The sequence below is a fragment of the Caulobacter sp. UC70_42 genome (assembly GCF_044056025.1).
Classification (GTDB): domain Bacteria; phylum Pseudomonadota; class Alphaproteobacteria; order Caulobacterales; family Caulobacteraceae; genus Caulobacter.
The window spans coordinates 4,791,551-4,815,654 of record NZ_CP171994.1; the positions used below are offsets into that span (position 1 = coordinate 4,791,551).

General features: G+C 68.5%; 18 protein-coding genes, 1 tRNA gene and 9 pseudogenes. 13 read left to right on the plus strand and 15 right to left on the minus strand.

The features are described 5' to 3' along the window. Positions 1 to 2: 2 nt before the first annotated feature. On the minus strand, positions 3 to 584 hold the full coding sequence (gene pyrE, locus ACHMW8_RS24090; RefSeq protein ID WP_125157450.1) for an orotate phosphoribosyltransferase: 582 nt from the start codon (positions 582 to 584) through the stop codon (positions 3 to 5). Between the two features lie 81 nt (positions 585 to 665). Between pyrE and ACHMW8_RS24095 the strand changes: the two are divergent. Beyond that, positions 666 to 1,075 (plus strand): annotated as a pseudogene (locus ACHMW8_RS24095) (NUDIX domain-containing protein). Here ACHMW8_RS24095 and ACHMW8_RS24100 read toward each other — a convergent pair. From ACHMW8_RS24100 to folK, 4 genes and pseudogenes are all read right to left on the minus strand, one after another. Further along, positions 1,072 to 2,112, minus strand: a complete 1,041-nt coding sequence (locus ACHMW8_RS24100; RefSeq protein WP_395444010.1) for an alpha/beta hydrolase — start codon at positions 2,110 to 2,112, stop codon at positions 1,072 to 1,074. The pseudogene ACHMW8_RS24095 and the gene ACHMW8_RS24100 overlap by 4 nt on opposite strands. Positions 2,113 to 2,182: 70 nt before the next feature. Continuing rightward, positions 2,183 to 4,261, minus strand: a complete 2,079-nt coding sequence (locus tag ACHMW8_RS24105; protein WP_233586610.1) for a bifunctional (p)ppGpp synthetase/guanosine-3',5'-bis(diphosphate) 3'-pyrophosphohydrolase — start codon at positions 4,259 to 4,261, stop codon at positions 2,183 to 2,185. Positions 4,262 to 4,497: 236 nt separating this feature from the next. Further along, positions 4,498 to 4,857 carry a DNA-directed RNA polymerase subunit omega gene (rpoZ, locus tag ACHMW8_RS24110; protein WP_099577049.1) on the minus strand — a complete coding sequence of 120 codons (360 nt, stop codon included), beginning with the start codon at positions 4,855 to 4,857 and terminating at the stop codon, positions 4,498 to 4,500. Positions 4,858 to 4,991: 134 nt separating this feature from the next. After that, positions 4,992 to 5,481 (minus strand): annotated as a pseudogene (gene folK / locus ACHMW8_RS24115) (2-amino-4-hydroxy-6-hydroxymethyldihydropteridine diphosphokinase). A gap of 48 nt (positions 5,482 to 5,529) precedes the next feature. Here folK and ACHMW8_RS24120 point away from each other — a divergent pair. Both ACHMW8_RS24120 and ACHMW8_RS24125 read left to right on the plus strand, forming a co-directional pair. Next, positions 5,530 to 6,126 carry an NYN domain-containing protein gene (locus tag ACHMW8_RS24120; protein ID WP_125157445.1) on the plus strand — a complete coding sequence of 199 codons (597 nt, stop codon included), beginning with the start codon at positions 5,530 to 5,532 and terminating at the stop codon, positions 6,124 to 6,126. A 1-nt stretch (position 6,127) separates the two neighbouring features. Next, positions 6,128 to 6,806, plus strand: a pseudogene (locus ACHMW8_RS24125) (uracil-DNA glycosylase). Here ACHMW8_RS24125 and ACHMW8_RS24130 read toward each other — a convergent pair. From ACHMW8_RS24130 to glpK, 3 genes and pseudogenes are all read right to left on the minus strand, one after another. Beyond that, positions 6,803 to 8,014 carry a Gfo/Idh/MocA family protein gene (locus ACHMW8_RS24130; RefSeq protein WP_395446046.1) on the minus strand — a complete coding sequence of 404 codons (1,212 nt, stop codon included), beginning with the start codon at positions 8,012 to 8,014 and terminating at the stop codon, positions 6,803 to 6,805. The pseudogene ACHMW8_RS24125 and the gene ACHMW8_RS24130 sit on opposite strands and share 4 nt — an antisense overlap. Then, a complete protein-coding gene (locus ACHMW8_RS24135) occupies positions 7,921 to 8,955 on the minus strand; it encodes an SMP-30/gluconolactonase/LRE family protein (protein WP_395444011.1) in 1,035 nt (344 codons plus the stop codon). Before ACHMW8_RS24135 ends, ACHMW8_RS24130 begins: the two co-directional genes overlap by 94 nt. A gap of 68 nt (positions 8,956 to 9,023) precedes the next feature. After that, positions 9,024 to 10,513: pseudogene (gene glpK / locus ACHMW8_RS24140) on the minus strand (glycerol kinase GlpK). A gap of 161 nt (positions 10,514 to 10,674) precedes the next feature. Here glpK and ACHMW8_RS24145 point away from each other — a divergent pair. The 3 genes and pseudogenes from ACHMW8_RS24145 to ACHMW8_RS24155 all read left to right on the plus strand — a co-directional run bounded on the left by ACHMW8_RS24145 (position 10,675) and on the right by ACHMW8_RS24155 (position 13,307). Continuing rightward, positions 10,675 to 11,764, plus strand: a pseudogene (locus ACHMW8_RS24145) (DUF2336 domain-containing protein). Positions 11,765 to 11,820: 56 nt separating this feature from the next. Then, positions 11,821 to 12,603 carry an NAD kinase gene (locus ACHMW8_RS24150; protein ID WP_125157439.1) on the plus strand — a complete coding sequence of 261 codons (783 nt, stop codon included), beginning with the start codon at positions 11,821 to 11,823 and terminating at the stop codon, positions 12,601 to 12,603. A gap of 215 nt (positions 12,604 to 12,818) precedes the next feature. Continuing rightward, positions 12,819 to 13,307, plus strand: a complete 489-nt coding sequence (locus ACHMW8_RS24155) for an Hpt domain-containing protein (protein WP_125157438.1) — start codon at positions 12,819 to 12,821, stop codon at positions 13,305 to 13,307. A gap of 57 nt (positions 13,308 to 13,364) precedes the next feature. On the opposite strand, the gene ACHMW8_RS24160 is transcribed toward ACHMW8_RS24155, so the two are convergent. From ACHMW8_RS24160 to folD, 3 genes and pseudogenes are all read right to left on the minus strand, one after another. Then, positions 13,365 to 14,771, minus strand: a complete 1,407-nt coding sequence (locus tag ACHMW8_RS24160; protein ID WP_395444012.1) for a D-arabinono-1,4-lactone oxidase — start codon at positions 14,769 to 14,771, stop codon at positions 13,365 to 13,367. 13 nt (positions 14,772 to 14,784) lie between these two features. Then, a pseudogene (locus ACHMW8_RS24165) lies at positions 14,785 to 15,145 on the minus strand (c-type cytochrome). After that, positions 15,145 to 16,039 (minus strand): annotated as a pseudogene (gene folD / locus ACHMW8_RS24170) (bifunctional methylenetetrahydrofolate dehydrogenase/methenyltetrahydrofolate cyclohydrolase FolD). The pseudogenes ACHMW8_RS24165 and folD overlap by 1 nt, the downstream one beginning before the upstream one ends. Positions 16,040 to 16,135: 96 nt before the next feature. Here folD and ACHMW8_RS24175 point away from each other — a divergent pair. From ACHMW8_RS24175 to arfB, 4 genes are all read left to right on the plus strand, one after another. Continuing rightward, complete coding sequence (locus tag ACHMW8_RS24175) at positions 16,136 to 17,659, plus strand: aldehyde dehydrogenase family protein (RefSeq protein WP_395444013.1); 1,524 nt, start codon at positions 16,136 to 16,138, stop codon at positions 17,657 to 17,659. 61 nt (positions 17,660 to 17,720) lie between these two features. Further along, positions 17,721 to 17,795: transfer RNA gene (locus ACHMW8_RS24180), tRNA-Thr, on the plus strand. Between the two features lie 38 nt (positions 17,796 to 17,833). Beyond that, positions 17,834 to 18,295: a YaiI/YqxD family protein gene (locus ACHMW8_RS24185; protein ID WP_125157433.1), complete on the plus strand. Its 462-nt coding sequence runs from the start codon at positions 17,834 to 17,836 to the stop codon at positions 18,293 to 18,295. A gap of 13 nt (positions 18,296 to 18,308) precedes the next feature. Next, positions 18,309 to 18,731 (plus strand): alternative ribosome rescue aminoacyl-tRNA hydrolase ArfB, encoded by a 423-nt coding sequence (gene arfB, locus ACHMW8_RS24190; protein WP_395444014.1) that lies wholly within the window; start codon positions 18,309 to 18,311, stop codon positions 18,729 to 18,731. Here the strand turns inward: arfB and ACHMW8_RS24195 are convergent. From ACHMW8_RS24195 to ACHMW8_RS24205, 3 genes and pseudogenes are all read right to left on the minus strand, one after another. Then, positions 18,728 to 19,256, minus strand: a pseudogene (locus tag ACHMW8_RS24195) (MarR family winged helix-turn-helix transcriptional regulator). The gene arfB and the pseudogene ACHMW8_RS24195 overlap by 4 nt on opposite strands. A 136-nt stretch (positions 19,257 to 19,392) precedes the next feature. Further along, positions 19,393 to 19,605, minus strand: a complete 213-nt coding sequence (locus ACHMW8_RS24200) for a hypothetical protein (RefSeq protein ID WP_125157430.1) — start codon at positions 19,603 to 19,605, stop codon at positions 19,393 to 19,395. A 65-nt stretch (positions 19,606 to 19,670) separates the two neighbouring features. Continuing rightward, positions 19,671 to 20,168 (minus strand): GcrA family cell cycle regulator, encoded by a 498-nt coding sequence (locus ACHMW8_RS24205; protein ID WP_125157429.1) that lies wholly within the window; start codon positions 20,166 to 20,168, stop codon positions 19,671 to 19,673. 279 nt (positions 20,169 to 20,447) lie between these two features. Between ACHMW8_RS24205 and ACHMW8_RS24210 the strand changes: the two genes are divergently transcribed. From ACHMW8_RS24210 to ACHMW8_RS24220, 3 genes are read left to right on the plus strand one after another with little or no spacing between them, the layout of a single operon-like run. Beyond that, positions 20,448 to 20,957, plus strand: coding sequence for a c-type cytochrome (locus ACHMW8_RS24210; RefSeq protein WP_395444015.1), 510 nt, complete (start codon positions 20,448 to 20,450; stop codon positions 20,955 to 20,957). A 32-nt stretch (positions 20,958 to 20,989) separates the two neighbouring features. Then, on the plus strand, positions 20,990 to 21,343 hold the full coding sequence (locus tag ACHMW8_RS24215) for a nuclear transport factor 2 family protein (RefSeq protein ID WP_158624677.1): 354 nt from the start codon (positions 20,990 to 20,992) through the stop codon (positions 21,341 to 21,343). Beyond that, positions 21,340 to 21,729 carry a nuclear transport factor 2 family protein gene (locus ACHMW8_RS24220; RefSeq protein WP_395444016.1) on the plus strand — a complete coding sequence of 130 codons (390 nt, stop codon included), beginning with the start codon at positions 21,340 to 21,342 and terminating at the stop codon, positions 21,727 to 21,729. The genes ACHMW8_RS24215 and ACHMW8_RS24220 overlap by 4 nt, the downstream gene beginning before the upstream one ends. On the opposite strand, the pseudogene ACHMW8_RS24225 reads toward ACHMW8_RS24220, so the two are convergent. After that, positions 21,726 to 24,091, minus strand: a pseudogene (locus tag ACHMW8_RS24225) (transketolase). The gene ACHMW8_RS24220 and the pseudogene ACHMW8_RS24225 overlap by 4 nt on opposite strands. Positions 24,092 to 24,104: the final 13 nt, after the last annotated feature.

Consider the following 24,104-nt stretch of genomic DNA (forward strand, 5'->3'; position numbering starts at 1 on the left):
CTCTACCGCAGCCGGCGGCTGCCGGGATCCTCGATGGGGATCGCGGCCAGCTCCGGCGGCAGGGCGTCGGCCGGATAGGCCGGAACTTCCAGGCTGCACAGCGAGATGAGCGGCACGCCGACATCGACCTTGCCGCCCGAGCGGTCGACGATGCAGGCGGCGGCCACGACGTCGCCGCCAGCCTCCTGGATGGCCTGGATGCATTCGCGCGACGACAGGCCGGTGGTGACGATGTCCTCGACCATCACGACCTTCTGGCCGGGCTCCAGGTGGAAGCCGCGGCGGAACTTGAAGCTGCCGCCCTCGCGCTCGACATAGATCGACGGCACGTTCAGGTGACGGGCGGTCTCATAGCCGGGGATGATGCCGCCGACGGCCGGCGAGACAGCGACGTCGACCGCGCCGACCGTGGCGAGGATCTTCTCCGCCAGGGCCTTGCAGAGCCGCTCGCAGCGCTCGGGGCGCATGAACACCAGGTTCTTCTGCAGGAAGACCGGGCTGTGCAGGCCGCTGGACAGCACGAAGTGGCCTTCGCGCAGAGCCCCTGCGGCGCGGAATTCGTCGAGGACGTCATCGTTGGTCATGAGCGCTGCCTATAGAACCAAGCGGGCGAGTCTTCAAACGCCGGCTTGCCTGACCGCGCCGTTTCAGGCTTTACGGCGCGCATGACCGAAGAAGTGCAACGTCCTCGCGTCGGCTGCGGCGCGGCCATCCTCGAACAGCCAGGGCCGGCTGCTGCTGGTCAAGCGGGTCGAAGAATCCCGAGGCCGATCACTGGGGCGTGCCCGGCGGCAAGCTGGACTGGGGCGAGGCCGCCCACGTCTGCGCCGAACGCGAGATCCACGAGGAACTGGGGATCACCATCAAGGCCGGCCGCGTCCTGGCCGTCACCGACATGGTCGCCCCCGACTATCACTGGGTGGCCATCACCTACGCGGTCGAAAGCTTCGAGGGCGAGCCGGCGATCCAAGAGGCCCACGCCATCCACGAATGGGGCTGGTTCGCCCTGGACGCCCTGCCCTCGCCGATGACGGCGGGCACGCGCGACGCGGTGGCGGCGCTTCGGGGGCGCTAAGCCAGCTCCTTGACGATCCGCCACGCCCGCAGCGGCAGCACATAGTCCCGGTTGCCGATCGCCTCGGCGTCCATGCCCGCCAGCACCGCGCCGATATCGAAGGTCATGGCGCGGCTGCGCGCATAGTAGCTGTGCTGGACCAAGGCGTCGGCGTCGCCAGCCACGTTGCGGCAATCGACCAGCACCACCTTCTTGGGCAGCATGTCGATCAGCCGGGGGCCGTCCGACCCGAGGCGGTCAGGATTGCCCTTGGTCTTGTCCGAGATGACCAGCGCCCGATCGGATGGGTTGAAATAGACCGTCACCTGACGCCCGATCCTCGGCAGGGGCTTCAGCTTGCTGTCCTGCTCGAAAGTGTCGTCGTCCTCGTCGGGGGCGGCCAGGAGGATCTGGTCGAAGATGCGGACCAAGCCGTCGGGGTCCTTGGCGAGCGCCGCCTGCAGGCCCTGGCGCAGGACGTAGGCGCCCATGCTGTGGGCCATCAGGTGGATGCTGCGATCACAGCGATCCGCGTTGCGCAGCTGCTCCAGGAAGTCGCGCAGTTTCAGATAGGTCCGCGCCAGAGCGGGGCCGGACGCCCGCGCGTCCTCGCGGTCGCTGTAGTAGGACATGAACGGCACGGCCTCGCCGTCCGAGGGCCAGCTGAACACCACCACGTTCACCGGCCGGCCGTCGTCGGTCGCCCCGGCCCGGATCCGCACGTCGCGCGCCAGCCGCGCGCCCGCCTCGATCGCGCCGTTGAAGGTGACGTTGAAGCCGTGGATGAAAACCAGGGTGTCCTGGCCGTTCAGCATCGCCTTGCGAATGTCGTCCAGGAACCGGCCGCCGCCGGTCTTGGCCACGTCGGTCTCGCCTTTCACGTCCGGATAGACGACGACCGACCCGCCCTGCAGCGTCTCGACGCCCTCTGGGAAATCGACATAGCCGAACCGCAGCGCCGCCACCCCGTCGGGATTGAAGCGCGGTCCGAAGACCAGCTTCTTGTTGTCGGGCTGCTCATTGCGATTGGTCGCGAAATAGACGCGCACAGCACCCATGGTCGCCTCCCCGGCCTTGGCCAGGACGATGCGCCCTTAACGGGAATTTCGCAACCATTCAGCCTGGAGCTTAGCCCCTTGTCCGGTCCACGGTCTCTACCGACGGACAGGCGCGCAGGGCGGCCTGAATGTTGGTCAGGTGCTTGGCGTCGCGGACCTCGACATCGATGTCGGTGTCGAAGAAGTCGCTCTGCCGATGGTGCATCCGCAAATTGACGATGTTGCCGCCGGCCTCGCCGATGATCGTGCAGACCAGGCCCAGCACGCCGGGCGCGTTCTGGATGGTGGCGTGCAGCCGGGTCAGCGAGATGGTCGAGCGCTCGGCCTCGGGCGTCCAGTTCAGGTCGCGCCACAGCTCCTCGCGGTCCTCGTATTCGGCCAGGCGCGGGCAGTCGATGGTGTGGACGTCAAGGCCCTCACCGTCCTCGCGCAGGATGCCGACGATGCGGTCGCCCGGCACAGGGCTGCAGCAGTGGGCGAAGTGCAGGGAAACGCCCGGGGTCAGGCCGCCGCCGCGCACATAGAGCGTCGCGTCCTGGCCGCCTTCGATCTTGCGGCGGGCCGTGGCGGCCTCCCGATCGGAGTCCTTCATGCCCGGATAGGCCGTCTCCAGCACCTGGCTGGGCGAAACCCGACCCCGCCCGACGGCGTCGAACAGCGCCTCGTCGCTCTCCAGGGCGAAGCGCTCCAGGATCGGCCGCAGCGAGACGTCCTTCAGCTTCTTGCCCGCGCGCTCGAAGACCTGCTCCAGCGACGCCTTGCCCAGGCGCAGGAACTCTTCCTTCTCGGTCTGGCGGATATGACGCCGGATGGCGGATCTCGCCCGGCCCGTGACCGTCAGCGAGCGCCAGTCCGGCGGTACAACCGGCTTGGAGCCCCGCACCACCTCGACCACGTCGCCATTGACCAGCGGCGTGCGCAGCGGCTTCAGCTCGCCGTTGATCTTCACGCCGATACAGGTGTCGCCGACGCTGGTGTGGACGGCGTAGGCGAAGTCCAGCGGCATCGCGCCCCGCGGCAGGCTGACCAGCTTGCCCTTGGGGGTGAAGACGAAAACCTGGTCGAGGAACATCTCGAGCTTGGCGTGCTCGACCAGTTCCTCGGAGTCCCCGCCGTGCTCCAGCACCTGGACCAGTTGGCGCAGGTTGGCCAGCGGGTCGCGGCCGCCGGCGGCTTCCATGCCTTCCAGGTCGAGCCCGTACGAGGCGTCCTTGTAGCGGAAGTGGGCGGCGACGCCCTCTTCGTTGACCCGGTCCATGGCCTCGGTGCGGATCTGCATCTCGATCCGCATCCCGCGCGGGCCCACGACCGTGGTGTGCAGCGAGCGGTAGTTGTTCCGCTTCGGCGTCGAGATGTAGTCCTTGAAGCGGTCGGGCACGCTGGACCAGGCCCGGTGCACCACGCCCAGGGCGCGGTAGCAGTCTTCCTCGCTGTCGACGATCACGCGGAAGGCGTAGATGTCCGACATCTGCGAGAAGCCGATCGACTTGCGCTGCAGCTTGCGCCAGATCGAATAGGGCGACTTCTCGCGACCGAAGACGCGGGCCGGCATGTTCGACGATTCCAGGCGCGCGGCGATCTCCTGGCTGACCAGGGCCACCGCCCCGCCCTGCTCTTCGCGCAGCGCGTCCAGGCGGCGGATGATGGCGTCGCGCGCCACCGGGTTGGTGTGCTGGAAGGACAGCTCCTCCAGCTCCACGCAGATGCGATGACAGCCGATGTTGCGGGCCAGCGGCGCGTAGATGTCGCGCGTCTCGCGGGCGATCCGCTCGCGCTTCGCCTGGTTCTTGATGAAGTGCAGCGTCCGCATGTTGTGCAGACGGTCGGCCAGCTTGACCAGCAGGACGCGCACGTCCTTGGAGATGGCCAGGATGAATTTGCGCAGGTTCTCAGCCTGCCGCATGTGTTCGGCCTGCAGCTCGAGCTTGCTGAGCTTGGTGACGCCCTCGACCAGCTCGGCGATCTCGTCGCCGAACAGCTTGGCGATCTCTTCCTTGGTGACCGGGGTGTCCTCGATCACGTCGTGCAGGAGCGCCGTGACGATGGTGGCGGTGTCCAGCCGGTATTCGGTGAGAATGCCCGCCACCTCGATCGGATGGGCGTAGTAGGGGTCGCCGCTGGCCCGGGTCTGCGAGCCGTGCATCCGCATGGCGTAGACATAGGCGCGGTTCAGCAGCGCCTCGTCGGCCGTCGGGTCGTAGGCGTGGACCCGCTCGATCAGCTCGTACTGGCGAAGAAACTTGGGGCGCGGCTTGGGCGCCGGCGGCTCGACCGCCGCGGCGGGAGCTTGAGTCGAAGACGCGCCCGATTCGACATCGGGCGCGCGTTCGGACAGAGCGGTCGGCGTGACCGCCTGCAGGGTTAGAGGGTCTGCGCCTTCGGGGCTCAGTACCGCTCCTCCTGACCGCCGTCACGGTCGCTCTGCAGCGCGCGGACCAGTTCCAGTTCGCTCATCTGCATGTGGCTCGGATCGGCCAGCAGGGCCAGGGTCTCGGCCTCTTCCTCGGCCTCGGTGTGCTCATCGACGCGTTGCAGCGTGCTGATGAGGTGCTCCTTCAGGCCTTCGTGATCGATCACGTCGTCGGCGATCTCGCGCAGGGCGACGACAGGGTTCTTGTCGTTGTCGCGGTCGACCATCAGGGCGGCGCCGGCCGAGATGGCGCGGGCGCGGTGCGCGGAGAGCAGAACCAGCGAGAAGCGGTTCGGAACCTTCTCGACGCAATCTTCGACGGTGACGCGGGCCATGAGTTCCTCGGGCTGCCGATTAGCTATCGCAAAATAGGCTTCCGTGCGGCGACAAGCAATGTCGCGCATGAATGTCAGCTTTTGCGAGCGGGCGCTTATGCCCGCTTCGCTCGTCAATGTCCACCCCGTAGGCGCTAGACGGACTTGGTGGAGCGCGCGTCGCGCCCGACGCTGGCGTTGGCCGCCAGGCGGAAGGCCGACTCACCGCTCACCGGATGCACCCAGGCCGAGGCCAGCTCGGCCAGCGGTCCCATCACGAACAGCCGGTCTTGGGCGCGTGGATGCGGCACGACGAGGTCGCCGTCCAGGACCGTCCGGCCGTGGGCGATGAGATCCAGGTCCAGGGTTCGCGGGGCGTTGGCCTTTCCCCTCGTCCTTCCGAAGCGTTCCTCGATCGTGTGCAGCGCCGTCAGGGTGTCGGCCGGGGACAGATCGGTGGCGACGATGGCCACGCCGTTCAGATAGTCGGGTCCGGCCGGATCGGGCCAGGCCGCCGAGGCCCACCAGGTCGAGCGCGTCACCACGGTCAACCCGACCTCCGGCAAGGCGGCCAGCGCGGCTTCCAACAGCGCCTCGCGAACTCGTATAGGGTCCGGGCAGATTGCTGCCGAGCGCCACGATCACGGCCTCGTCCAAGTCATTTCGAGCGACCTGATTTTTCAAGGGATTATCGTGACCTTCTATCCGACCGACCGCCTGGCGCTGTTCATCGACGGGGCCAATCTCTATTCCGCCGCCAGGGCTCTGGGCTTCGACATCGACTACCGCAAGCTGCTCGACGAGTTCAGAAAGCGCGGCGTCCTGATCCGAGCCTACTACTATACCGCGATCGCCGAGAACGACGATTATTCGCCGATCCGCCCCCTCGTGGACTGGCTGGACTACAACGGCTTCACCCTGGTGACCAAGCCGGCCCGCGAGTTCACCGACAGCCAGGGCCGCAAGCGCTGGCGCGGCGACATGGACATCGAGATCGCGGTCGACATGTTGCAGATCGCCGAAACCGCCGACCATCTGGTGCTGTTCTCCGGCGACGGCGATTTCCGCGCCGTGGTCGAGGCCGTCCAGCGCAAGGGCCGCCGGGTCACCGTGGTCTCGACCATGAAGAGCCAGCCGCCGATGACCAGCGACGACCTGCGCCGCCAGGCCGACAACTTCGTCGACCTCGCCGACCTCGGCAGCATCATCGGCCGCCCGCAGCGGGTCCAGCCGCGTCCGGTCTCGGACAACCGCACCCCGGCCGAACGCGAAGCCGACGACGAGTACTGAGATGAGCCAGCGTTCCAACATCGTCGGCGAGACGGTCCCCAACCCCGCCGAACCGCCACGCGACTGCCCGCTGTGCCCGCGCCTGGTGGCCTATCGCCGCGAGAACCAGGACCTCTATCCCGACTGGTTCAACGGTCCCGCCCCCTCGTTCGGCGACAAGGACGCGCGCCTGCTGGTCGCGGGCCTGGCCCCCGGCCGCAAGGGCGCCAACCGCACCGGCCGGCCGTTCACCGGCGACTACGCCGGGACCCTGCTCTACGACACGATGATCAAGTTCGGCTTCGCCACCGGCAAGTTCGAGGCGCGCCCCGATGACTTCGCTCCAGCTGGTCGGCGCGGCCGTGACCAACGCCGTCCGCTGCGCGCCGCCCGGCAACAAGCCCGAGACCTCGGAAGAGAACAACTGCCGCCCGTTCCTCACCGCGCGGCTGGAGATGTTCCCCAATCTGAGGGCCATCGTCACCCTGGGCGACGTCTCGCGGCGCAATGTGCTGAAGGCCCTGGGCCTGAAGGCTTCGGCGGGCGTTCCCGGCCATGGCTCGGAGTTCCAGGCCGGTCCCTACCGGATCTTCAACAGCTATCACTGCTCACGGCTCAACACGAACACCGGCCGCCTGACGACGCCGATGTTCGAGGACCTGTTCGCGCGGGTTAAGGCCTATCTGGACGAGACCGCCTAGACCTTCACCGTGCGCCCCTCGCGGGCCGCGCGGTAGACGGCCTCGATCAGGCGCATGTCCTTGAGGCCCTCCTCGCCGGGGACGATCGGCTCGCGGCCGGTGAAGATGCATTCCGACAGGTGGTCCAGCTGAGCGGAGAACTGGTTCTTCGGCTGCGCGGCGGGCTCGCGCGGGCCCGTCTGGCGGTTCAGTTGCGCTCGCATCGTCTGGCCCTGGTAGCTGGTGGCCGGCTCCAGTTCGACCCAGCCCTTGGGACCGCTGACGCGATAGCGGTTGAAATTGGTGCTGTAGGTGGAAAAGCAGTTGGCCACCGCGCCCGACGGGAACAGCAGCTGGAAGCTGATGATGTCCTCCACCTCCTTGAAGCGGATGTCGGAACGGTCCGTGGACTCCATGGCGTTGACGGCCACGGGCTCCTCGCCCGTCAGGTAGCGGGCGGCGTTCAGGCTGTAGATTCCGATGTCCATCAGGCTGCCGCCGCCGGACAGCGCCCGCTTCAGCCGCCACTGGGTCGGGTCGCCGATCGTGAAACCGTGGTCGGTCGTCACCGTCCGCACCGGCCCGAAGGCCCCTTCCCGCGCCAGCTTGATCGCCTCGATATTGTGGGCCTGGAACCGGCTGCGATAGCCGATCATCAGCTTGCGGCCGGCCTTCTTGCACGCGGCGATCATAGCCTCGGCGTCAGCTGACGTCGTCGCCATCGGCTTCTCGCACATCACGTGCTTGCCCGCCTTGGCCGCCCGCTCGGTGAAGACGCGGTGCAGGCTGTTGGGCGTGATGACGTAGACGATGTCGACGTCGGGATTGTCGGCGATCCTGTCGAAGGTCTCGTAGCTGTAGCGATGGCTTTCGGGAATGCCGTACTGCTCGCCGAACTTGGTCAGCTTCTCCGGCGTGCCGCTGACCAGGGCCACCAGCTTCGAATGCTCGCACTCGGCGAAGCGCGGCATGATGATCTGGGTGGCGTAGTAGCCCAGCCCCAGGATCGCATAGCCCAGCTTGCGGCCGGGCTCCGCCGCCCTGGCCTCGAGAGATGGGGCGCTCAGGGGCAGAGTGGCGGCGAGACCAGCCGCCAGGAATGTCCGCTTGCTGATCTCGTCCATGTCGCTCTCTCCTACCAGGCCAGGCCGGAAGTCTTGGTGCGCACGCGCGCCACAATGTGATTGGAGGTCAGGAACAGCGTCTTGCCGTCCTCGCCGAACGCGCAGTTGGCGGCCGGACCGCCGGTCTCGACGACGCCCAGCAGCTTGGCCTCCGGCGTCAGGATCATGATCCCGCCCGGCCCGCTGGCGAACAGGTTGCCCTTGGCGTCGACCTTCATGCCGTCCGGCAGGCCCGGCCCACCGGCCTTCAGCAGCTCGGAAGCGTCGAAGAACACTTTTGACGACTTGGGCAGGCCGTCCCCGCCAAGCTCGTAGGCCATGATCACCGGCCGCTTGGGGTCCGAGATCGAGACGTAAAGCCGCTTTCCGTCCGGCGACAGGCCCACGCCGTTGGGGAACGACAGCGTGTCGTCGATCAGCGCCACCTCGCCATTGGGCCGCAGCAGGTAGACGCCGTTGAACGACAGCTCCTTGGCCGGCGAGGCGTCCAGCCCCTCCAGGCCATAGGGCGGATCGGTGAAATAGAGCGAACCTTTCAGCGGACCGTCGCGGACCTCGACCAGATCGTTGGGACTGTTGAATTTCTTGCCCTTGTACGTGCTGGCCAGGACCGTCTTCTGCTTGGTCGCGAGATCCACCTTGGCGACGCCGCGATTGCCGCAGTCGGCGATCACGAGCTCGCCGGCCAGGGTGATGATCGCGCCGTTCGAGCCGGCCTCGCGGAAGATCTTGGTCGGCGGACCGTCATAGCCGGACGGCTGCAGGAACACCGTCTTTCCGGTCTTGGGGGCCCAGCGATACATGACGTTGCCGGGCACGTCCGAGAACAGCAGGGACTTGCTCTCCCAGTGCCAGGCCGGCCCCTCGGCCCAGGTGACGCCATCGGCGATCTGCTCGATCGGCGCATTGACGTCGAGGATCGCGTCCAGCTCCGGCGAAAGGCGGCGGATCTTGCCGATCTTCGGATAGGCGGGCGAAGCGGCCAGGGCCTGCCCGCCAGCGATCAGGGCGGCTCCTGCGCCCAGCACGGCGCGACGGGTGGTCATGGCGATCTCCGCTTCTTCTTGTCAGATCGTTATGGGGCGACGTCGATGTTACCGCAACCAAGGTTCGACTAAAGTCTCACCCTGGGCACCGCGTCCAGCCAGCGGGCGTAGGCCGCTTCGCGCGCGTGCTCCTTGATCGACGGCGACAGGGTCTCGGCGGCCGGGCTGGCCTCGGCGGCCTCCTCGACCGAGGCGTAGAGCCCCGCCCCCACGCCCGCGAACAGGGCCGCGCCCAGCGCCGTGGTCTCCTGGTAGCTGGCGCGCCGCACCGACATTCCGGTCAGGTCGGCCAGTCGCTGCGAGAACCAGGCGCTCTTGGACATGCCACCGTCGATGCGCATCTGCGCGGCTTCCCCGAAAGCCGAGGGCGCGTCGGCGCGCATGGCCTCGATCAGGTCGCGGCTCTGCAGGGCGCACGCATCGAAGGTCGCCGCGGCGATCTCCGGCAGGCCGGCGTCGCGGGTCAGGCCGAAGATCCCGCCGCGCGCCTTGGCGTCCCACCAGGGCGCTCCCAGGCCGGTGAAGGCCGGCACCACCACGACGCCGTGGTCGGCCTTGGCCGCCCGCGCCAGGGCCTCGGCCGCGCGCGGGCCGCCGGTGACGCCCAGCCCCTCGCCCAGCCACTGGATCGCCGCCCCGGCCACGAAGATCGAGCCTTCCAGGGCGTAGGTCGTCTTGCCGCCGACGCGCGCCGCCACGGTGGTCAGCAGGCGCGAACGCGAGATCGGCCGCGCCTCGCCGGTGTTGATCAGCATGAAGCAGCCGGTGCCGTAGGTGGCCTTCATCTGGCCCGGCGCAACGCAGCCCTGCCCCATCAGCGCGGCCTGCTGGTCGCCGGCCACGCCGCGGATCTGAACGGGCGCCCCAGCAGCTCGGCGCTCGTCTCGCCATAGTCGTCGACACAGTCCAGCACCTTGGGCAGCAGCGGCGCGGGGACCTTGAACAGGTCCAGCATCTCGGGCGACCAGTCCTGGGCGCCGATGTCGAACAGCAGGGTGCGCGAGGCGTTGGTGGCGTCGGTCGCGTGGACCGCCCCGCCCGTCAGCCGCCAGATCACCCAGCAGTCCATGGTGCCGCACAGCAAGCCGCCCGCCTCGGCCCGGGCCCGCGCGCCCGGAACCCTGTCGAGGATCCAGGCGATCTTGGTGGCCGAAAAATAGGGATCCAGAAGAAGCCCCGTGACTTCGGTGACGCGCGGCTCGTGGCCCGCCGTCTTCAGCGCGGCGCAGACCTCGGCCGTGCGGCGGTCCTGCCAGACGATCGCGGGATGGATCGGACGGCCGGTGGCGCGATCCCAGACCACCACCGTCTCGCGCTGGTTGGTGATGCCGATGGCGGCGATGGCGTCCGTCCGGCCCGAGGCCTCGGCCACCTCACGCAACACCGCCAGGCACGCGGCGTAGATCTCCTCGGCGTCGTGCTCGACCCAGCCGTCGCGCGGATAGCTCTGGCGCAGCGGGCGCGAGGCCTCGCCCAGGGACTGGCCGGCGCGGTCGAACAGGATGGCCCGGGTGCTGGTCGTGCCCTGGTCCAGGGCCAGGATCAGGTCTTGAGTCACATATCCTCCGCTCGAGCTTGCGACATCTCGACGCGATGTGGCGCGTCGGCGTCCTTGGCCTGTTTAAGCATGTTTTCATTTGGGGGCCGCAAGGTCATCCTGATCGGGTCTTCCGGATTCGAAGGAGGCGGGCCATCCAAGCCGTCGAGATCGCATCGCTCATGAAGCTGGCCCGCAGTCGCGAGCCTGGCGATCGTGAACGCCTGCTCACCGGGATCATCGACCTCTGCGAGGCCGGTCAGGCCAGCGGCGAGCCGACCCATCCCGACATCCAGGCCCTGCTCAATTCCATCTTCATGACCCTGGTGGTCGAGGCCGAGCGCGACATCCGCCACCGGCTGTCCGAGCGCCTGGCCGACGCCGACTGGGCCCCCTCGGCCCTGATCAACATCATGGCGCTGGACGAGATCGACATCGCCCGCCCGATCATCGCCCGCAGCCCGGTGCTGCAGGATCACGACCTGATCCGGCTGCTGGTTCAGGCGACGCTGGAGCACCAGATCGAGATCGCGCGCCGTCCGCACCTGCAGGCGCAGGTGGTCGAGGCGATCATCAGCCGCGACGAGCCGGCCGTGCTGACCGCCCTGGCCGCGAACGACACCGCCCACATCTCACCGGACGCCATGAGCCGGCTGGTGAACCGCTCGCGCGAGGTCGTCGCCCTGCGCTCGCCCCTGGCCCAGCACCCGAAGCTCTCCGCCGATCTGGCCGAGCAGCTCTATCTGCTGGTTGGCCGCGCCCTGCGCGACGCCCTGACGACGCGGTTCCAGCTGGATCCGACCAAGATGCAGGCCGCCGTCGACGAGGCTCTGCACGCGGCCCATCGCGGCGAATCCGCCGGGCGAGGACGTCGGCCCGGTCGAGGTCGACGAGGATCGCGAGGAGATGGAGCGCTCGCTGATCGAGAAGCTGGATTCCGCCGGCCAGCTGCGACCCGGCTACCTGCTACGCGTGCTGCGCGAGGGCCGGCTGCAACTGTTCGTCATGGCCTTGGCGCGCCTGGGCAAGTTCGAGCCCCCTCAGATCCGCCGCGCCATCGACAGCGGTCGCCCCGAGCTTCTGGCCCTGGCCTGCTCGGCCGTGGGCATCGACCGCAGCGTTTTCCCGACCATCCTGGAGCACGTCCGCCAGCTGAATGGCGGTCGTCCCGGCGGCGGTGAAGAGGGCGTCCGCCGCGCCGCCAGCGCCTTTGGCCCCTTCACGCCGGATATCGCCGGCATGGCCTTCCGCCAGGCCGTCGGCCAGGTCTGACGCGGCGGTCTCATCGGTCGTTTGACAAGCTCGCGGGCTTCCCGCCACTTGGCCGCATGTACCAAGCGCAACCCTTCGTGACTCGCCTGTCTTTCAAGGCCAGCGACCGCCCCGAAGCTCAGGAGGCGCGGGAACGGCTGATGGCCCGCTATGGCGATGTCGGCGACCAGAACGCCCAGGTCATCGTGGCGCTGGGGGGCGACGGCTTCATGCTGGAGACCCTGCACGAGGCGATCGCCACCCAGACGCCGATCTACGGCATGAACCGCGGCTCGGTCGGTTTCCTGATGAACGAGTACAGCGAGGACAGCCTGCTGGAGCGGATCAACGCCGCCGAGCGGGCCGTCATCCATCCACTAGCCATGGTCGCCATCGATTCGAACCGGAAACAGCACCGCGCCTTGGCCATCAACGAGGTCTCGCTGCTGCGCCAGACGCGCCAGACCGCCAAGCTGCGCATCTCGATCGACGGCAAGGTGCGGATGGGCGAGCTGGTTTGCGACGGCGCTCTGCTGGCCACCCCCGCCGGCTCGACGGCCTACAACCTCTCGGCCCACGGCCCGATCATCCCGATCGACGGCCAGGTCCTGGCCCTGACGCCCATTTCCGCCTTCCGCCCCCGCCGCTGGCGCGGCGCCCTTCTGCCGCAGTCGGCGCGGGTGACGTTCGAAATCCTGGAAGCCGACAAACGGCCGGTCAGCGCCGTGGCCGACAACTTCGAGGTGCGCGACGTCCTGGAGGTGCACATATCCGAGGACCGCGGCACTTCGCTGTCGATGCTCTTCGACGCCGGCCGCAGCCTCGAGGAAAGAGTTCTGGCCGAGCAGTTCTCTGCCTAAGTCTGGCGCGTGGCAGCCGAAAGCGGATGCCGGTTTCGGCGCCCGCCACGCTCCAACTCTAGAGATTGAGCCTGTTCATCCATTTCTGATGTTCATCAGAAAATGGACAGGCTCAAGGGCGTGAGACGTTGGGTCGCAGAAAGTTTCGTCTCATCCAATATTAACGCCTGCTATGTTAGTGGATACCCAACTATCCGCCGCCGGGAGAGGCGCCCGTGACGAATAAGACCGCTGAAGTGATCCAGGTGCCGAACATGCTCAAGCTCAAGGTGGGCGGTCGGGGCGGCATCGACATGGCCGCCATCGCCAAGGCCGAGGCGGCTCTGAAGAGCCTGTCCGGCAACTTCGCCCAATGGCTGAACGACGAGATCGTCAAGCTGGAGGCCGCCCGCCAGGGCGTCCGCACCGAGGGCCTCAACGCCCAGACGGTCGAGACCCTCTATCTGCGCGCTCATGACCTGAAAGGCCTGGGCGCCACCTACGAATTCCCGCTGATCACCCGCCTGGCCGCGTCGCTCTGCAAGCTGATCGACGATCCGGACACCCGCCTGTCGGCGCCGATGTTCCTGGTCGACGCCCATATCGACGCGATCAAGGCCTGCGTGCGCGACGACATCAAAGTCGACACCCACCCGGTCGGCAAGGCCCTGGTGACCGAGCTGGAAGCCCGCGTGGCCGAATATCTCGGGACCGCCGCGGCTTAAGCCCCGTCCGTTTCGGCCCCCCGTCCGAAACGGCGAACAGGCCCGCCAGACCAAGACCTAGCTAAGGCCGAACAGGCCCTTGAGATACGGATTGAGCATCCGGCCGTCCGGATCCAGCTCCCGCCTGACCGCCAGGAAGTCCTTCCAGCGCGGATAGATCGCCTCCAGCTGGCCGCCGTTCAGCGTGTGCAGCTTGCCCCAGTGCGGTCGGCCATCGTAGCGGCGGAAGATCGGTTCAATCAGCTCGTACAGGAACGTGAAGTCGTCGCGGTAATAGGCGTGCACGGCCACCGAGCCGCGCGCGCCGCCCTGGAACGGCGACAGCCAGGCGTCGTCCGGCGCGATACGACGCGCCTCGATCGGGAAGAAGACGTCCGGGCGCTCCTTCTCGATGGTGCGAACCACCTCTTCGAGCGCCTTCAGCTGGTGCTCCACGGGCAGGTGGAATTCCATCTCGTTGAAACGCACCGGCCGCTCGGTCGACAGCAGCTTCCAGCCCTCGTCGACGGCGGTCTCGGGCTTGGCGGTCGACAGCAGCGCGTGGGCGGCGGCCTTGCGCAGCGGCGTGGCGAAGCCCAGCAGGTTGCGCAGCCCCCGCAGCGCCTGAAGGAACTCGGTGTCCTGGTCCGGACCGCGCGGCAGGGCCGGATCGTCGGTCTCGTCATGGCTGATATTGGCCGCCAGACCCGTGAACGGTACGGCGTAGAACTCGAAATTGCGGTGCTGGGCCCAGCGCGCCTCGGCCTTGGCGAGCGCATCCTCCAGAGGCTCCAGCCAGACGCGGCGACGCAGGCGGCGGTTGGCGCTGGTCTTGATCCGCACCTGAGTGATGACGCCCAACGCCCCCAGCGAGACGCGGGCGGCCTGGAACACCTCGGGGTTCCGGGTCGCGTCGGCCTCGATGACCTCGCCGGAAGGCGTGACCAGCCGCAGCCCCGTGACGCTGCCGTGCATGGCCTGGATCCCGGCGCCCGTGCCGTGGGTGGCGGTGCTCAGCGCCCCGCCCAGCGACTGCTTGTTGATGTCGGGCAGGTTGGGCAGCGCCCGCCTCTTCTCGGCCAGCATGGGCCCTAGGGCGCCCAGCCGCGTGCCGGCGCGGACGATCGCCTCGTCGCCTTCCCAGCCGATCACGCCCGACAGCGAATCCAGCGAAATCAGCGTGCCGTTGGTCGGGGCCAGGGCGGTGAACGAGTGGCCCGCGCCGACGGGCCGGATCGGCGCCTGGGCGACCTTCAGCGTGGTGGCCAGCTCGCCCTCGTCCTTGGGAGCCAGGCGGGCGGCGGGATAGGCGTGCTGCAGGCCCGACCAGTTGCGCCACAGCAGCTTGCCCTGGGCGTCGACCGAGGGCGGCGACGGCGGCTCGGGCTTGTCTCCGGTGGCGACCTTGTAGGCGGCGACACCGCCGCCGGCGACCACCGCCACGCCCGTTCCACCCGCGATCAGGGCTCCGCGCCTCGAGATCATGGCTTCCCCGCCTCTATTTCGCGGAGTCTTCGCGCCCCGCCATGAATCGTACTGAGGGCCTGGAAATCGGCCGGGGTGCAAGTCGCGCACTGCCCCGTCGCCGGCATGGCGTTGTAGCCCTGGACGGCGTGGTCCAGCAGCGTCGCCTCGCCCTGCTTCCAGCGGACATCCCAGGCGGCGCGGTCGTGGACCAGCGGCGCGCCCGTGCCGGGGACGGCGTGGCAGGCGTGGCAAGACGTCTCGTACAGGCTCGACAGGCGCGCGTCGGCCGGGCGCAGGGCCAGGGCCTGCTCCGGCGTCGGCGGCGGCGGGGTCCTGGCGCCGCAAGCCGCCAAGGTCAGGCCCAGCGCGGCCAGCAGCGCCAGGCGGCGCATCAGGCGATCCCCGACAGGCGCTTGGCCGCCGTCACGGTGTTGGCCAGCAGGCAGGCGATGGTCATGGGCCCCACGCCCCCGGGAACCGGCGTGATCGCGCCGGCGACCGCGCGCACCTCGTCGAAGGCGACGTCGCCGACAAGCCGGGTCTTGCCCGCCGCGGCGGCTTCCGGATCGCGGGCCGGATAGCGGGTGATGCCGACGTCGATGACCACCGCCCCCCGGCTTGATCCAGTCGGCCTTGACCATCTCGGCCCGGCCGACGGCGGCGACCACGATATCGGCCTGGCGGACGATGCCCGGCAGGTCCTTCGACCGCGAGTGAGCGATGGTCACCGTGCAGTCGGCGGCCAGCAGCATCTGGGCCATCGGCTTGCCCATCAGGTTCGAGCGGCCGATGACCACGGCGTTCTTGCCGGTCAGATCACCGACCACGTCCTTCAGCAGCATCATGCAGCCCAGCGGCGTGCAGGGCGTCAGGGCCGGCAGGCCGCTGGCCAAGCGGCCGGCGTTGGTCACGGTCAGGCCGTCGACATCCTTGTCCGGCGACAGGGCCGCCACGACGTCCATCTGGCTGATGTGGTCCGGCACCGGGAACTGGACCAGCACGCCGTGGATCTTCGGGTCGGCGTTCAGCCTGGCGACCACGGCCAGCAGGTCGTCCTGGCTGACCTCGGCCGGCAGGCGGACGGTCTCGGAATGCATGCCCGCCGCCAGGGTCTGTTCGCCCTTGTTGCGGACATAGACCTGGCTAGCCGGGTCCTCGCCGACCAGCACCACGGCCAGGCCCGGGGTGATCCCGTGCTTGGCCTTCAACTCGGCGACCTCCACGGCGATCTTCGCCCGCAGATCGGCCGCGAACGCCTTGCCGTCGATGAGTTTGCCCTGCGCCATGGTGCTTCTCCTGCCTGGCCCGTCCCTAAACGCTGGAGGCGAGACTCGCAACGCCAAGGGCTTGACCAAGGTTCGGCCCCGGCGTGTGCTCCGGCCATGACCCAGTCTTTTCCAACTCCCGCCGCCCACGCCCGCGAACTGCTGGCCAAGCTGGGCGTTCCCGCGCTTCCCGCCGACGCCGGCCACCCCGTGCGTAGCCCGATCGACGGCCAGGTCATGACCCATGTGGCGTTCGACGACGCCCGCGAGATCGGGAGCAAGGTCTCGGCCGCCTGCCACGCCTTCGCCGCCTGGCGCGTCGTCCCGGCCCCGCGCCGCGGCGAACTGGTGCGGTTGCTGGGCGAGGAACTGCGCGCCGCCAAGGCGGACCTGGCCGCCCTGGTCACGCTGGAAGCCGGCAAGATCGCCTCCGAGGCGGCCGGCGAGGTTCAGGAGATGATCGACATCTGCGACTTCGCCGTCGGCCTGTCGCGCCAGCTGCACGGTCTGACGATCGCCTCCGAACGTCCCGGCCACGCCATGCGCGAGAGCTGGCATCCTCTGGGACCGGTGGCGGTGATCAGCGCCTTCAACTTCCCGGTCGCCGTCTGGGCCTGGAACGCGTGCCTGGCCCTGGTCTGCGGCGATCCGGTGATCTGGAAGCCGTCCGAGAAGACGCCCCTAACGGCCCTCGCGACCCATGCCGTCCTGGAGCGCGCCCTGGCCCGGTTCGAGGATGCGCCGGACGGGCTCTGCGCCGTCGTTCTGGGCGGCCGCGACGCCGGCGAGCGCCTGGCCCGCGACCCGCGCATCGCCCTGGTCGGCGCCACCGGCTCGACCCGCATGGGCCGCGCCGTGGCGCCGATGGTCGCCGAGCGGTTCGGCCGCTCGATCCTGGAGCTGGGCGGCAACAACGCCATGATCGTCACGCCCTCGGCGGATCTGTCGCTGGCCCTGCGCGCCATCGTTTTCTCCGCGGCGGGCACGGCGGGCCAGCGCTGCACCTCCCTGCGCCGGCTGATCGTCCACGAAAGCCTGGTCGACAAGGTCGCCGACGCGGTCGAGACCGCCTTCCAGCGCCTGCCTGTCGGCGACCCGCGCCAGCCCGCGACACTGCTCGGCCCGCTGATCGACAAGGCCGCCTACGACGCCTTCGTCGAGGCCATGAACCAGGTCCGCGCCGAGGGCGGGACAGTCGCCGGCGGCGAGCGCCTGCTGATCGACGAGTTTCCGGACGCCTACTATGTCCGTCCCGCGCTGGCCCGCCTGCCAGCCGCGACCGCCTGCATGCAGCGCGAGACCTTCGCACCGCTGCTGCACGTCGCGCCCTATGCGGATTTCGAGGAAGCCATCGCAATCCAGAACGACGTCCCCCAGGGGCTCTCGTCCTGCGTCATGACCAACGACGTCCGCGAGGCCGAGGGCTTCCTGTCGGCCGCGGGCAGCGACTGCGGCATCGCCAACGTCAATATCGGCCCCTCGGGCGCCGAGATCGGCGGCGCGTTCGGCGGTGAGAAGGAGACCGGCGGCGGCCGCGAAAGCGGCTCTGACAGCTGGAAGCAGTACATGCGCCGACAAACGGCGACGGTGAACTATTCCGGCGCCCTGCCGCTGGCCCAGGGGGTGCGGTTCGATCTGTAGCACGCCCTTGCCGTCCGCGCGCGCAGACGGCATAAGCCCTGACCTCGGGTCACGGACCCACGCCGGATTAGCACAGCGGTAGTGCAGCGGTTTTGTAAACCGAAGGTCGCGGGTTCGATCCCTGCATCCGGCACCACTCTCCTTCAGGTCCCCTTTCCGGTAGGCTTCAGGTCGATGACCGCCCTCCTCTTCATCGACGCCGACGCCTGCCCCGTGAAGGACGAGGCCTACAAGGTCGCCGCCCGCCACGGCTTCAAGACCTTCGTGGTGTCCAACAGCTGGATCCGCGTGCCGATGACGCCGGTGATCGAGCAGATCGTGGTCGACGCCGGTCCCGACGTCGCCGACGACTGGATCGCCGAGCGCTGCGGTCCCGGCGACGTGGTGGTGACCAACGACATCCCGCTGGCCGACCGCGTGCTGAAGGCCGGCGGCGCGGCCGTGGCCCCGAACGGCCGGGTGTTCTCGGCCGACATGATCGGCTCGGCCCTGGCCTCGCGCTCGATCGGCGAGCACCTGCGCTCGATGGGCGAGGTCACCAAGGGTCCCGCCGCCTTCGCCAACGCTGACCGCTCGCGGTTCCTCCAGGCGCTGGATCAGCTGGTGGTCAAGGCCAAGAAGGCGGCGCCCCAATGATCCAGCGGCCGCGATGATCGAGATCACGTCCTGGCTGCGGATCGACGAGGACGAGCTGGTCTGGAGGGCTGCCCGCGCCTCCCGTCCGGGCGGCCAGCACGTCAACAAGACCAGCACGGCGATCGAGCTGCGGTTCGACGTCAGGAACTCCCCGTCCCTGCCCGAGGACGTCAAGGCGCGGCTGGAGACCCTGGCCGGCAGCCGCCTGACCCAGGACGGAGTACTGATCCTGTTCTCGCAGGGCTCGCGCTCGCAGGAGATGAACCGCCAGGACGCCCAGGAGCGCCTCGTCGACCTGATCCGCCGCGCCACCGAGAAGCCCAAGCCCCGCAGGCCGACCAAGCCGACCTATTCCAGCAAGCTCAAGCGGCTGGACGGCAAGGCCAAGCGCGGGACGGTGAAGTCGGGCCGCGGACGGGTGAAGTTCGACGACTAAGCCGTTTCCGGCGGAGCCGGGGTGCTGAACGCGATCACGTCCTGCTTCCAGTCCGGCTCGACGATCAGGCCCGACAGCAATCTTCTGCAGGTAGCGGGTCATGGCCGCCTGCTCTTCCGTGGTCAGATTGGCGCAGATGTCGCGGTTCAGCGGACGGATCTCGGCGCGGATTTTCTCGAGCAGCGTGCGACCCGTGTCGGTCAGGCAGATGACCACGATGCGGCGGTCGGCGGACGAAGCCTTGCGCTCCACCAGGCCGTCGGTGATCAGGCCGTCTATAGAACGCGTCAGGGTCGTGCGGTCGGTGGCCGCCAGCTTGGCCAGCCGGGTCATGGAGAGATTACCGAACCGGCGCAGCGAGATCATCGCCACCCACTTGGCGAACGTCAGGCCGTGCCGGGCCAGGAGATCGGTCGCCATGGCGCGGCGATGCTGTTCGGTCTGATAGAGAAGATAGCTCAGATAGCTCGGCAACGGCAGTGCGTGGTCCTGAACCACGTCGGCGCGCTCATCCCCCTCGTACATCTTCGTTTTCCGCCCCACAAAACGGCGCTCTGTGTCTCACAAGGTTAACGGCCACGCAATCCGCGGCCCCATGGGGCAAACGAAAAACCCCGCGAATGGCTTCGCGGGGTCATCTCTTTCAATTTAGACGGGAATTTCACGCCGCGGCGGCGCGATTTCGGCTCACGCCGCGCGTCAGCCAGTCATCGGGATAGGTCTCGCGGACGGTGATCGACTTGAACTGGGTGACCGGGATGCTGGCGTGGTCGCCGGGGTTGAGATCGCGCGAGACCGAGTGGCCGGCGAACTCCTCGATGATGGTGATCACTTGGCTGCTGCCGGCGGCGTTCTCGATGAGGACCATGTTCATGGGGTTCTGCTCGGCGATCTCGAGGGAGAAAGAAAAGTCGACGGAAAAAAGGGACCAGACCAGCCCTACACCTGGCTAGGCCGCACGCGCTCCTTGAGACCCTTGAGGGCCCAGGCCTCGACGGCTTGCCCGCCGCCCAGGCGGCGGAAGGCGCCGGCGTTGTGCTGTTCGCAATAGGAGCCTCGGGCGGTCAGCTTGGGACGGCCGCAGAAGCCGAAGTCGTCGCCTTCCGGATTGCCGATCGGCCAGCGGCACGAGTGGGCGCCCAGCTCCAGGATGCCCGAGGTCGGCAGCAGGTCTTCCTCGGTGCGTTCGAAGCGCGGGGCGATGTGGGGCGCGGCCGTGGTCTCGCGGGTCGGGCGACGGACCGCGATCCGCGACGGGGACCGGACGGTCGTCCGCGGACGGACGGGCGTTTCGCGGACGGTGATACCCAGGCGATGCACCTTGCCGATCACCGCGCTGCGGCTGACGCCGCCCAGCTGGCGCGCCACCTGGCTCGCGCTGAGGCCCTCAAGCCAGAGCTTCTTCAGTGTCGCGGTGCGTTCTTCGCTCCAGTCCATGATCTTGTTCCCAGCCCAGCCCGGAGCCAGCCCGCTCCGTGAGGAAATTGGTAGATTTTATGGTTAACGCACGTCAAACGTTTATGTGCAGACCCACGGTTTGCGATTTCACTTTTCCCAAAAAGAATCACGTAGATACCGACAATTGTCGCAGGGGCGTGCTCAAGCTGGCCTTAAGGAACATTGTTCCGTGACAGAGCCACGGCCCTGATTTTATAAGGGTTTGGAATGCGTCGCGCCGTCGCAGGACCTGCGGCGAAACGTCAGTCGGGGATTATCATGCGCATCGAGAAACTGGCCGCTATCGCGGCGCTCTGCATCGCCGTTGCGGCCTGCTCGAGGGACGGCGGCAGTTCCGCCGAGGCGCCGGCCTCGGCGCCCGCGGACGCTCCGGCCGCCGCCGCGCCGCCGACCGACGCGGCCAAGGCCGCGGCTCTGGCCGCCCTCCCCGCGCCCTACAACACCGGCGACCTGTCGAATGGCCAGAGCAAGTTCGCCTTCTGCCGATCCTGCCACACCGCCACCGAGGGCGGCCCGGACCTGACCGGCCCCAACCTTTATGGCGTGTTCGGCCGCAAGGCCGGCTCCAAGCCCGGCTACACCTATTCGGAAGCGGTCAAGAACGCCGGCTTCATCTGGGACGCCGAGCACCTGGACAAATGGCTGACCGACCCGCGCGGCTTCATGCCGGGCACCAAGATGACCTTCGCGGGCCTGCACGACCCCAAGGACCGCATCGACCTGATCGCCTATCTGAAGGTCGAGACGGGCTACAAGCCCGCGCCATAGCGATGCGCCCGGCCCCGCCAGAGGTGGAGGCGTTGATCCAGCGCCTCTACGACGCCAACGGAAGGCGCGACTTCGAGGCCTTCCGCGCCTTGGTCTCGCCTCGGCTGGAGTGGCCGGACGTGACGCGCGGCGGATGGCTGACAAGCCCCGAGCAGGTGCGCGACTATTGGGCCTACAACGACGCCGCGATCCGCGTGGAGATCACCCCGGTCGAGGTGAGCGTCGCCGACGACGGCCGCATCGTGGTCGACGCCAACCAGGTGATCTGGAACCGCACCGGCCAGCTATGGTCGGACCTCTGTGTGCGGCATTGTTACACGCTTCGCGACGGCCTGATCCGGCGCATGGATATCGTTCCCAAAGGGGACACGGATCCAGGTCCATGACGCCGGACGAAAATGGCGTCGCCAAGCCGCACGCGCTTGAAGCGACGCTGAACGAGGCTTTCGAGGCCTTCAACGCGCGCGACCTGTCACGCCTGCGCCCGCTGTTCCACGACGACATCGTCTGGCCCGACACGCTGGACAACGACGAGAAGCCGCTCGTCGGCAAGGAAGCCGTCCTCGGCCACTTCGCCCGCATGTTCGCGACCATCCTGGCGAACGTCCAGCTTATCCGGATCCTCGACGAAACCCCGAACAGCCTGGCGATCGAGGCTCAGTACTCGGTGGAAAGTCCCGACGGGCGCATCTGGACCGACACGCGCGCGGCCCTGACCTATCACTTCAAGGACGGGCTGCTCAGCGGGATGACGATCGTCGCCGGATTCTAGATCAGCAGGTCCGCGCAGGCGTCGAGGATGGCCTCGGCGTCCAGGCGGTACTTGCTGTAGAGATCCGGCAGGTCGCCCGACTGGCCGAAGGTTTCCAGGCCCAGGGCGCGCACGCGCTGCCCGCGCACCGAGCCCAGCCAGGACAGGGCCAGCGGCGCGCCGTCGGGCAGGGTGACCAGGCCGGCGTCGCGATCCAGCGGCGCCAGCAGAAGTCTCGATGGTCGACGTCCGGCGCCGCTCCCCCGTCCAGCGGGCGCGGCCCGAGGCGGTCCAGTCGCGGTGCAGCACATCCGCCGAGGTCACGGCCAGCAAGCCAGCTTCCGGCACGTCGTCGGCCAGGGCCTCGAAGGCCGCCAGGGCCTCGGGCGCCAGGGCGCCGCTATAGACGAGAGCCAGGCGCGCGCCGGGCGCCGGCGTTTTCAGCCAATAGGCTCCGTCGACCACGCCCTGGCGCCAGGCGTCGTCCGTCCGCTTGGGCTGGGCGATGGCGCGGGTCGACAGACGCAGATAGGTCGACGCGCCGTCCTTGGCCTGGATGCGTTCGAAGGCGTGAGCCATCAGCACCGCCGTCTCGTCGGCGAAGGCTGGCTCGTAGGTGTCGAGACCTGGCTGGGCCATGCCGATGACCGGGGCGTTGATCGACTGGTGCGCCCCGCCCTCGGGCGCGAGCGTCAGGCCCGACGGCGTGGCGACCAGCAGGAAGCGGGCGTCCTGGTAGCAGGCGTAGTTCAGGGCATCGAGGCCGCGGGCGATGAAGGGGTCGTAGAGCGTGCCGACCGGGAACAGGCGCTCGCCGAACAGCGGGCCGGTCAGGCCCAGGGCGGCCAGGGCGATGAACAGGTTGTTCTCGGCGATGCCCAGCTCGACGTGCTGCCCGGTCTCGGCCTTGGACCAGACCTGGGCCGACGGAATGCGGCGGCGCTTGAAGACGTCTTCGTGGGCGCGGCGCTGGAACACGCCCCGGCGGTTCACGAAGCCGCCCAGATTGGTCGACACCGTCACGTCCGGCGAGGTGGTGACGACGTGTCCGGCGAACTCGTCCTTGCGGGCGGCGATCTCGAACATCACCTTGCCGAAGGCGGCCTGGGTCGATTGCTCGCCATCGGTCTTGCCCCCGGTCACGGCCGCCAGCAGTTCGTCGGCGGTCGGCGTCTGGATCGTCGGCGCGACGTGGTTGCGCTCGACCTCGGCGGCGAACGGGGCGCGGGCGACAAGGCCCTTCAGCGCCGTGCGCTCGGCGGCCGAGAGACCCGACAGCGCATCCCACTCCTCGCCCTCGACGACGCCGAGGCGCTCGCGCAGCTCGGCGATCTGGGCCGGGGTCATCAGGCCGGCATGGTTGTCCTTGTGGCCTTGGAACGGCAGGCGCAGCCCCTTGACCGTATAGGCGATGAAGAAGCGTGGCCGGTCGTCCAGCCCGGCCTTCTCGAAGGCCTCCAGCAGGGTCTCCAGGCAGTGACCGCCCAGCTCGGTCATCAGCTCGGCCAGATCGACATCCTTGTAGCCGGCGATCAGGGCCAGGGCCTCGGGGCTGTCGGCGAGGTCGGCGTTCAGCCGTTCGCGCCAGGCCGCGCCGCCCTGGTAGGTCAGGGCCGAGAACAGGTCGTTGGGCGCGGTCTCGATCCACGCGCGCAGTCTCTTCCCCGCCCGGCTTGGCGAAGGCCTCGCGCTGGCGCTTGGACCATTTCAGCGTCTCGACCGTCCAGCCGGCAGCCTCGAAGATCTCGCCATAGCGGGTGAACATCCGGTCCTGGGTGGTCGCGTCCAGGCTCTGGCGGTTGTAGTCGACGATCCACCAGGTGTTGCGGATGTCGTGCTTGCAGGCCTCGATCAGGGCCTCGTAGATATTGCCCTCGTCCAGCTCGGCGTCGCCCAGCAGCGAGATCATCCGCCCCATCTTCTCCGGCTTCACCGAGCCGCGCGCGGCCAGATAGTCCTGGGCCAGCGAGGCGAAGGCGGTCATGGCCACGCCCAGGCCGACCGAACCCGTCGAGAAGTCGACGTCGTCCACGTCCTTGGTGCGCGAGGGGTAGGACTGAGCCCCGCCCAGCGCCCGGAAGCGCTTCAGGTTGTCCAGGCTCTGGCGGCCGAACAGGTGCTGGATAGCGTGGAAGACCGGACTGGCGTGCGGCTTGACCGCCACGCGGTCCTGCGGTCGCAGCGCCTTCATGTAGAGGGCGGTCATGATGGTGGCCAACGAAGCGCTGGACGCCTGGTGGCCGCCGACCTTCAGGCCGTCGCGGCTTTCGCGGATGTGGTTGGCGTTGTGGATGGTCCACGCCGCCAACCAGAGAATCCGTTCCTCGAGACGGCGCAGCAGAGCGATTTCCTGCCGCTTCGCCGTCAGAGAGCCGTCAGCCATGCTTCCTCACCGG

Coding starts and splice junctions, on each gene's coding strand:
- pyrE (WP_125157450.1), bottom strand. CDS start 584: ATGACCAACGATGACGTCCTCGACGAATTCCGCGCCGCAGGGGCTCTG.
- ACHMW8_RS24100 (WP_395444010.1), bottom strand. CDS start 2,112: ATGGGTGCTGTGCGCGTCTATTTCGCGACCAATCGCAATGAGCAGCCC.
- ACHMW8_RS24105 (WP_233586610.1), bottom strand. CDS start 4,261: ATGCGGATGCACGGCTCGCAGACCCGGGCCAGCGGCGACCCCTACTAC.
- rpoZ (WP_099577049.1), bottom strand. CDS start 4,857: ATGGCCCGCGTCACCGTCGAAGATTGCGTCGAGAAGGTTCCGAACCGC.
- ACHMW8_RS24135 (WP_395444011.1), bottom strand. CDS start 8,955: ATGACCACCCGTCGCGCCGTGCTGGGCGCAGGAGCCGCCCTGATCGCT.
- ACHMW8_RS24150 (WP_125157439.1), top strand. CDS start 11,821: ATGTACCAAGCGCAACCCTTCGTGACTCGCCTGTCTTTCAAGGCCAGC.
- ACHMW8_RS24160 (WP_395444012.1), bottom strand. CDS start 14,771: ATGATCTCGAGGCGCGGAGCCCTGATCGCGGGTGGAACGGGCGTGGCG.
- ACHMW8_RS24175 (WP_395444013.1), top strand. CDS start 16,136: ATGACCCAGTCTTTTCCAACTCCCGCCGCCCACGCCCGCGAACTGCTG.
- ACHMW8_RS24185 (WP_125157433.1), top strand. CDS start 17,834: ATGACCGCCCTCCTCTTCATCGACGCCGACGCCTGCCCCGTGAAGGAC.
- arfB (WP_395444014.1), top strand. CDS start 18,309: ATGATCGAGATCACGTCCTGGCTGCGGATCGACGAGGACGAGCTGGTC.
- ACHMW8_RS24200 (WP_125157430.1), bottom strand. CDS start 19,605: ATGAACATGGTCCTCATCGAGAACGCCGCCGGCAGCAGCCAAGTGATC.
- ACHMW8_RS24205 (WP_125157429.1), bottom strand. CDS start 20,168: ATGGACTGGAGCGAAGAACGCACCGCGACACTGAAGAAGCTCTGGCTT.
- ACHMW8_RS24210 (WP_395444015.1), top strand. CDS start 20,448: ATGCGCATCGAGAAACTGGCCGCTATCGCGGCGCTCTGCATCGCCGTT.
- ACHMW8_RS24220 (WP_395444016.1), top strand. CDS start 21,340: ATGACGCCGGACGAAAATGGCGTCGCCAAGCCGCACGCGCTTGAAGCG.